Source organism: Methylomonas sp. LW13 (assembly GCF_016865255.1).
Taxonomy (GTDB): Bacteria; Pseudomonadota; Gammaproteobacteria; order Methylococcales; family Methylomonadaceae; genus Methylomonas.
Map to the genome: position 1 here is coordinate 5,226,784 of NZ_CP033381.1, position 6,740 is coordinate 5,233,523.

9 protein-coding genes are annotated in these 6,740 nt (G+C 48.6%); all 9 read right to left on the reverse strand.

All coding sequences use genetic code 11. From position 1 onward, the window contains the following. Window positions 1-228: 228 nt before the first annotated feature. On the reverse strand, window positions 229-1,572 hold the full coding sequence (locus JL719_RS23865) for a DNA recombination protein RmuC (protein ID WP_225892939.1): 1,344 nt from the start codon (window positions 1,570-1,572) through the stop codon (window positions 229-231). Window positions 1,573-1,603: 31 nt separating this feature from the next. Beyond that, window positions 1,604-2,257, reverse strand: coding sequence for a hypothetical protein (locus JL719_RS23870; protein ID WP_051670129.1), 654 nt, complete (start codon window positions 2,255-2,257; stop codon window positions 1,604-1,606). 187 nt (window positions 2,258-2,444) lie between these two features. Beyond that, window positions 2,445-2,714 carry a Txe/YoeB family addiction module toxin gene (locus tag JL719_RS23875; protein WP_033157637.1) on the reverse strand — a complete coding sequence of 90 codons (270 nt, stop codon included), beginning with the start codon at window positions 2,712-2,714 and terminating at the stop codon, window positions 2,445-2,447. Further along, the gene (locus tag JL719_RS23880) at window positions 2,695-2,967 is read right to left on the reverse strand and encodes a type II toxin-antitoxin system Phd/YefM family antitoxin (protein ID WP_033157636.1); all 273 of its coding nucleotides are present in this window, start codon (window positions 2,965-2,967) and stop codon (window positions 2,695-2,697) included. Before JL719_RS23880 ends, JL719_RS23875 begins: the two co-directional genes overlap by 20 nt. A gap of 176 nt (window positions 2,968-3,143) precedes the next feature. After that, entirely contained in the window at window positions 3,144-3,662 is a 519-nt protein-coding gene (locus tag JL719_RS23885; RefSeq protein WP_033157635.1) for a hypothetical protein, read from the reverse strand. A 129-nt stretch (window positions 3,663-3,791) separates the two neighbouring features. Continuing rightward, window positions 3,792-4,040 (reverse strand): CCDC90 family protein, encoded by a 249-nt coding sequence (locus JL719_RS23890; RefSeq protein WP_033157634.1) that lies wholly within the window; start codon window positions 4,038-4,040, stop codon window positions 3,792-3,794. Between the two features lie 76 nt (window positions 4,041-4,116). Continuing rightward, on the reverse strand, window positions 4,117-5,403 hold the full coding sequence (hemL, locus tag JL719_RS23895) for a glutamate-1-semialdehyde 2,1-aminomutase (RefSeq protein ID WP_033157633.1): 1,287 nt from the start codon (window positions 5,401-5,403) through the stop codon (window positions 4,117-4,119). A 143-nt stretch (window positions 5,404-5,546) separates the two neighbouring features. Then, the gene (locus tag JL719_RS23900) at window positions 5,547-5,987 is read right to left on the reverse strand and encodes a hypothetical protein (RefSeq protein WP_033157632.1); all 441 of its coding nucleotides are present in this window, start codon (window positions 5,985-5,987) and stop codon (window positions 5,547-5,549) included. Between the two features lie 17 nt (window positions 5,988-6,004). Then, entirely contained in the window at window positions 6,005-6,619 is a 615-nt protein-coding gene (gene gmk / locus JL719_RS23905; RefSeq protein WP_033157631.1) for a guanylate kinase, read from the reverse strand. Window positions 6,620-6,740: the final 121 nt, after the last annotated feature.

Sequence of the window (6,740 nt, forward strand, 5' to 3'; positions counted from 1 at the left end):
TGGATAAGTAGCCAAAGAAAACCTAATTTTTGGTTATCCCCAAGCTGTGAACAAGCACAATAGCCGATGCCTAACAGCCTTATTTTTTAATAAGTTATTGAGTTAAAAAATATAAATATGGTTTTCCACAGGTTTTTTACAGCTAATAGTAATAATAATTTTAAGATCTTTATAAAGTTATTACTATTATTGCGCCCAGATTCTGGCCATTAAGCCCCCCAAGAAACATCAATCTTCTGCGGATAGTTGTTCGGTTAGGCTTTTAGGTAGCTTCTTCTTAACTTTGACTCCCAATTCTTCTAAGGCGCTAGCTTGACGCAGCAAATTACCGCTGCCGCTACTGAGTTTGTTGACGATGCCTTCGTAGGTTTTTTGTACCGTGCTGAGTTGATTGCCCAGTTTTTCAATGTCTTCTACAAAACCTCGGATCTTGTCATACAGACTGCCGGCCTTATCGGCGATCAAGCGGGCGTTTTCGTTTTGTTGTTCGTATCGCCAGATGTTTTGCACGGTGCGCAAAGTCGCCAACAAGGTAGTCGGGGTGACGACGACGATTTTGTGTTCGAAAGCATCGTTGAATAATTTTTCGTCGGCCTGAAAAGCGGCCATGAAGGCGGCTTCGATAGGCATGAACAGCAATACAAAATCCAGTGAACGTAAACCTTTCAAACTGGAATAGTCTTTATTGCTTAAACCTTTGATGTGATTTCTGACCGCTTCGGTGTGTTGTTTCAGGGCTTCGATGCGTTGGTTATCGTCTTCCGCCGAGCAATAGCGCTCGTAAGCAAGCAGCGAGACTTTGGAATCGATGATCACATCTTTATTTTCCGGCAACCGCACGATCACATCAGGCTTGAACACGCGGTTGCCTTCATCGCGAAACGCGCCTTGGGTTTCGTATTCGATACCTTTGCGCAAGCCGGATTGTTCCAAGACTTTTTCCAGGATCATTTCGCCCCAGTTGCCTTGGGTTTTATGATCGCCTTTTAACGCGCGGGTCAGGTTCAGCGCTTCCTGATTCATCTTAGCCGTATCGCGGCGTAGCGAGACGATTTCCTCGCGTAAGGAAATGCGGTCTTTGGTTTCGTTATCGTAAACGCTTTCGACGCGGCTTTTGAATTCACCGAGTTGTTGCTTAAGTGGTGCAACCAAACTTTCGATACTGACTTTATTGTGTTCGGTAAATTGCTTGCCGCGTTCTTCGAAGATCTTATGCGCCAGATTCTCGAACTGAGTTTTTAATTGATTTTCCGCATCTTGCAGTAGGCGGATTTTCTCGGCGTTGCTTTTGTGTTGTTCTTGCTGACGCGCGTTGAGATCCGCGTTTTCGGTTTTCAATTCCAACAATTGTTGTTGCAGCAATTGCAACTCGGATTCTTTTTGCGCCAACAGCAAAACCCGCTCTTCGCCCACGGCCAATTTAACGGCCTGTTGTTGGACTTGCTGTTGCTGCTGCTCTAACTGATTTTGCAATTCGCGCTGTCGCTTACCGCTCAGCCAGGCGCAAGTCAGGTAACCCAGCAAAGCCGCCAACGGTATTGCCGCCAGCGCCATCCCTATTTCTGTTTCCATCGAAATCCTCTTAAAGAATCAAGCGAACTGCTTAACGCGGCTTGATCGACAAATCCCCAATCGTAAAACCAATGTCAAAGCCCTTGCCTTTACCCATCAACACCAGGGAGATTTCGCCACGGGTCAATACTTGCCTATCCACCGAGTTTTTAATACCAAAGTGATTACCCAGCGAAATGTAATCGCCAAAAATTTCGCTGATATATTTCACATCGGTGAAATGGCCTTCGCCTTCGATAACCGAATAACCAATCGTAAAGCCTATGCTTTTTGAGGACAGCTTGACCGCTGCCTTTTGGCCATTACGACAGGTGATTTCGCCGGTGCCGTCGTATTGCTTATAAGCCAGCGAAAAGCCCTCCATCTTGTAGGTCATGCTGCAAGTACCCAGTTTCTTTTCGCCAAACTGCTCGTTAAAGTCAATCTCGGCCTGATTAGGCTGGCCGGTATCAGTGGCTTCCGGAACGGCCGGCGCTGCCGGTTCCGATGGCTTTGGAGACGGTGCGTCGGTTAGCGGATGGGTAACAAAATCGGCGTGGCTTATATTGGAAAACCCGACAAGTAGACAAGTGGCGTAAAGCAGTTTCCGACCAGAAATCTTACGCTGGGCTAAATTACTCAGGTTTAGGCGATACCTCTGCTTTTTGGGGCAGGGGGCTGGCAAGTTAGTTGGCTGCTTATTCATCTATTTCGTCCAAATCAGTTAGACACGGAATATACGATTTGGCCAGAGAGCACAAATCGTTGGTTTTCAAAGCTGGGAAAGCGTGCTTTGAGTTATCAGGAGAGATTGTAGGCTTGGGATTAGCGGGTGGGAATGGCGAAAATCAAAATTGTACCGCTGGGCGATGGCGACGCTCAGATACTGACATTCAATGTTGCTCGTAATGTCCGCCGATAGCAAAAATATAAATGCAGTTATCGTCGAACTTATAAATCAGCCGGTCTTTATGCGAAATTCGCCTGGACCAAAGTCCGGCAAGATTGTGACGCAAGGGCTCCGGTTTGCCCAAACCGGTTGCGGGATCGCCGCGCAGCATTTCCTTGAGCAGTTTGCACAGCGCTTTGTGTAAAACTTTGTCTTTGTCTCTAAGCTCTTCGTAAACCGCCCAAGTGTTACCTTCAAATGCCAGCGATCTCATTGAATTGCTCTTCGCTTGGCCGGTAGCCTTGTTGTTGAGTATGTGTGGCGGCGGAAGCAGCGATTTGTGCCATCAGGCAGGCGTTTTGCAGCACATAAAGCGTTTCCTGCTCCCGTTCCCAATCGTCCGCGCTGATTACCACAAACGCCTCGCCAGCTCGTCGGGTAACTTTCAACGGCTCGTGATTATCGACCACTTGCTCGACGTAGCTTTTTAAATTGTCCCGAAATTGATTGACGCTGACAGTTTCCATAATCGCTTTCTCCTGTACGGAAGTTCCGTACCATTATAGGATGAAAGTCGTTATTGGGCTACGGCTATGAATGATGCTAGCCACTCAGCTATTCGCTATGTCAGAAAAAACAAGGTTTGGTAGGTGCGGTTAGCGGAGCGTAACCGCACAAAAATAATAGCTTTACATGCCTTCGGTTAGAACGATATTTCAGTGCTATCCCATTGAATTGACTTGATATACATAGCCTCAGAGCTTTCTAGTGCTATCTCAGTATACGGTAAGTGTAATTTTTGATTGTTGTCCAATGACCTAAAACAAAGCCAAGTTCCGTTATTGGTAACAGCTATGGAAATGCTTGGTAAAGGATCCTCTATACCTGAAGCATTCCTAACAAAGATTTTCGGTGAGAACGCCGCTCCATTGGGGCCGACAAATTTCGGCGGTACCACCCCATTTGGACCGAATACTGCGTCCGCAACCACATATGGCTCAACTGGAAGCACGCAAACAGAATCATAATCGTTCGGGGTTCTTATATGTTCTGGGTTTTTGATTGACACCCGTGTGTTCGCGGGGATCTGAAGTGGCCCACTTACCACGCCATATTCAAACTCACGAGAGCAGCCAATAAGAGTTAAGGTAACAATTACAGCGAAATAGATGTAGGGATTATAGTGATACATAAGCCTAACAAGTAATTTAAAGGTTTTCATACATTACTCGGACACCACAATCTCACAACGCTTTAAACACCTCCGCCGCCGCCTGCAAATCCTCCTTGGTATGCGTCGGTCCGTGGTGCTATTAGCAGCGTGTATACCGCACGAACGATGTTAGGCTATTCAAGCCAAAAGCTTGGCAAGCAGCGGCATGACTTCGGCGGCAAATACCAAGCCGAGCATCCATTTGACGATCAATAAATCCGATTTGACCGGCGCTAGCTCGATTTGCAAATCCTTTTTGGTGAGCGGATCGGCTTCGGTTTGGGCGTCGCGAAAAGCTTCCGATACAGCCTCCGCCTGTTTTTCGTCAAAACCGGCTTCTTTCAACTTACGCGCAAATTTGTGAGTATCAAAAGTCACACTAGCCATTGCATATCCCCTTTCAATTTGCCTGTCAGTGTACCAGAATTCAATGAGTTTTCAGGGGTTTGAACATACGCTACATTCAATCCAACAAGCACTTAAACACCTCCGCCGCCGCATCTACCGTTGCCTGCAAATCTTCATCCGAATGCGCGGCAGAAACAAACTCAGCCTCGAATGCCGACGGTGCCAGATATACGCCTTTGTCCAACATGCCATGAAAAAAGCGTTTGAAACGATCAACATCGCAAGCCATCACCTGAGAAAAACGGTTGACCGATTTTTCATTGCTGAAGAATAAACCAAACATGCCACCGACTTGGTTGGTGGTAAAAGCAATACCGGCCTGATCGGCGGCAGTTTGGAGGCCAGCCAACAGTTTTGTGGTTTTGGCGGTCAAGGCCTCGTAGAAACCCGGCTGGTTGATCAGTTCCAGGGTTTTCAAACCAGCAGCCATCGCCACCGGGCAGCCGGACAAGGTGCCGGCTTGATAAACAGGACCCAGCGGCGCCAGATATTCCATGATTTTGCGGCTGCCTCCGAAAGCGCCGACCGGCAGGCCGCCGCCGATGATTTTACCCAGTGTGGTCAAATCCGGTTTAACGCCGTACAGGCCTTGCGCGCCTTGCAAACTGACACGGAAACCGGTCATTACTTCATCAAAAATCAACACGCTGCCGTATTGGTCGCAGACATCGCGGAGAGTTTGCAAGAAGCCTGGTTCCGGCGGAATACAGTTCATATTGCCGGCCACCGGTTCGACGATGATGCAGGCAATCTTGTCACCCAATTCAGCAAAGGTGCTGCGGACTGCATCGCTGTCGTTATAAGTCAGCGTTAGGGTATCGGCGGCCACCGAGGCTGGCACGCCAGGCGAACTGGGGACGCCGAAAGTCAAGGCGCCGGAACCGGCCTTGACCAATAGGGAATCGGAATGGCCGTGGTAGCAGCCTTCGAATTTAACGATCTTGTCACGGCCGGTATAACCGCGTGCCAGGCGCAATGCGCTCATGGTGGCTTCAGTGCCGGAGCTGACCATGCGGACCATTTCTATGGATGGCAGCAGTTCGCAGACTGTTTGCGCCATCAGCGTTTCTATCTCGGTGGGCGCACCGAAGCTCAAGCCTTTTTCGGCGCAGTGTTTAACTGCGTCGATCACGGCCGGATGCGCATGCCCCAAAATCATTGGTCCCCAGGAACCGACATAATCGACATAACGTTTGCCTTCGCTATCGTAAACGTAAGCGCCTGCTGCGCGGTCGAAATATACCGGCGTACCGCCGACACCACTGAAGGAACGCACCGGCGAGTTAACGCCACCGGGAATGTATTGTTTGGCTTGAGAAAATAATTCGGAAGATTGGGTCATTGGGGGAATGAAAGATTGGGTAAATCGGTAGGTTGGGTTTACCCTGAATAAGCTCGATAGAGGGTAACCCAACATTTAAGGCCGACGTGTTGGGTTACGGCTAACGCCTTTTATGCCCTTTCGGGCAAACCCAACCTACATCGTTATTGCGGTTTGCCAAACAAATGCGGGCCTTTGGGCTGCGGTTTGTTTTGCAAACAGAAATACGCCGCAGCATCGAATTTGATCTGCAAGGTGTGGGTGTCTTCGTGGTCTTCCAGGTATTTCTCGGCATCGATTTCCGACAGGTCTTTCATGATGTGTTCGGCAATGCAGTCGCAACTTTCTTGGAAGCGTTTTTCATCGACATCTTTGTTATTCGAGTTTTTCAGTTCCCGCGCGACGCATTTGGCTGAAAACTCTTTTTCGAATTGACGTTTCTCGGGTTCGGTCGCTTCGCCGCTATCCACGCGGTGGACAGCTTTTTTACTTGCAGACGGGGCACTGGCTTTGGGTGTTTCCGCTTCATCGCTGGAGCAGCCGGCAAGGGTCAACGCCGAAACAATCAGCGTGGCAAACAGATAAGACGTTTTTCTAGTTTTCATAAGTATTGTTAGTTCTATTAGTTAAGTAAATCTTGCAGCAATGTTGCCAAGGTTTTTTGTTGTTGATTTTGGGTTAAGCGGTTTGCGGTCACAATGCTTTTTAATTGCTGCAACGCCAGATTGAAATCGTCGTTAACGATCAAATAATCGTACTCCGGATAATGGCTCATTTCCGTCACCGCATCGCGCATGCGCCGGGCAATCACCTCCGGATTATCCTGGCCGCGGTTTTGCAAACGCTGGCTCAATACCTCGATAGACGGCGGCAAGATGAAGATCGACAGGCTTTCCGGCAACATCCTTCTGACCTGCTGAGCGCCTTGCCAATCAATTTCCAAGATCACATCCAGCCCTTTGGCCAGATTATCTTCCACGGTCTGTTGCGCGGTGCCATAAAAGTTGTCGAACACTTGCGCATGCTCTAAAAAAGCTTGCTGCTCGATCATGGCTTTAAAAGTCTCTACCGAGACGAAAAAATAATCGACACCATCCTGTTCGCCGCTGCGCATCGCCCGCGTCGTATGTGATACCGACACTGCCAGATCGTCCATCTCGGCAATCAGTTGTTTAACAAGACTGGTTTTGCCTGCCCCGGATGGTGCGGAAATAATATAAAGTTTGCCCGAAATCATGTGTGTTTATGAGGGTAATCCATGCGGCCGTCATTCTTTTCTGATAACGTCCATAGAGTCAAGCCCTAAGCGGTCACTGTGGTATCATGCAAGGCCTTTCTAAGCCCCTTCTTGAATGCCG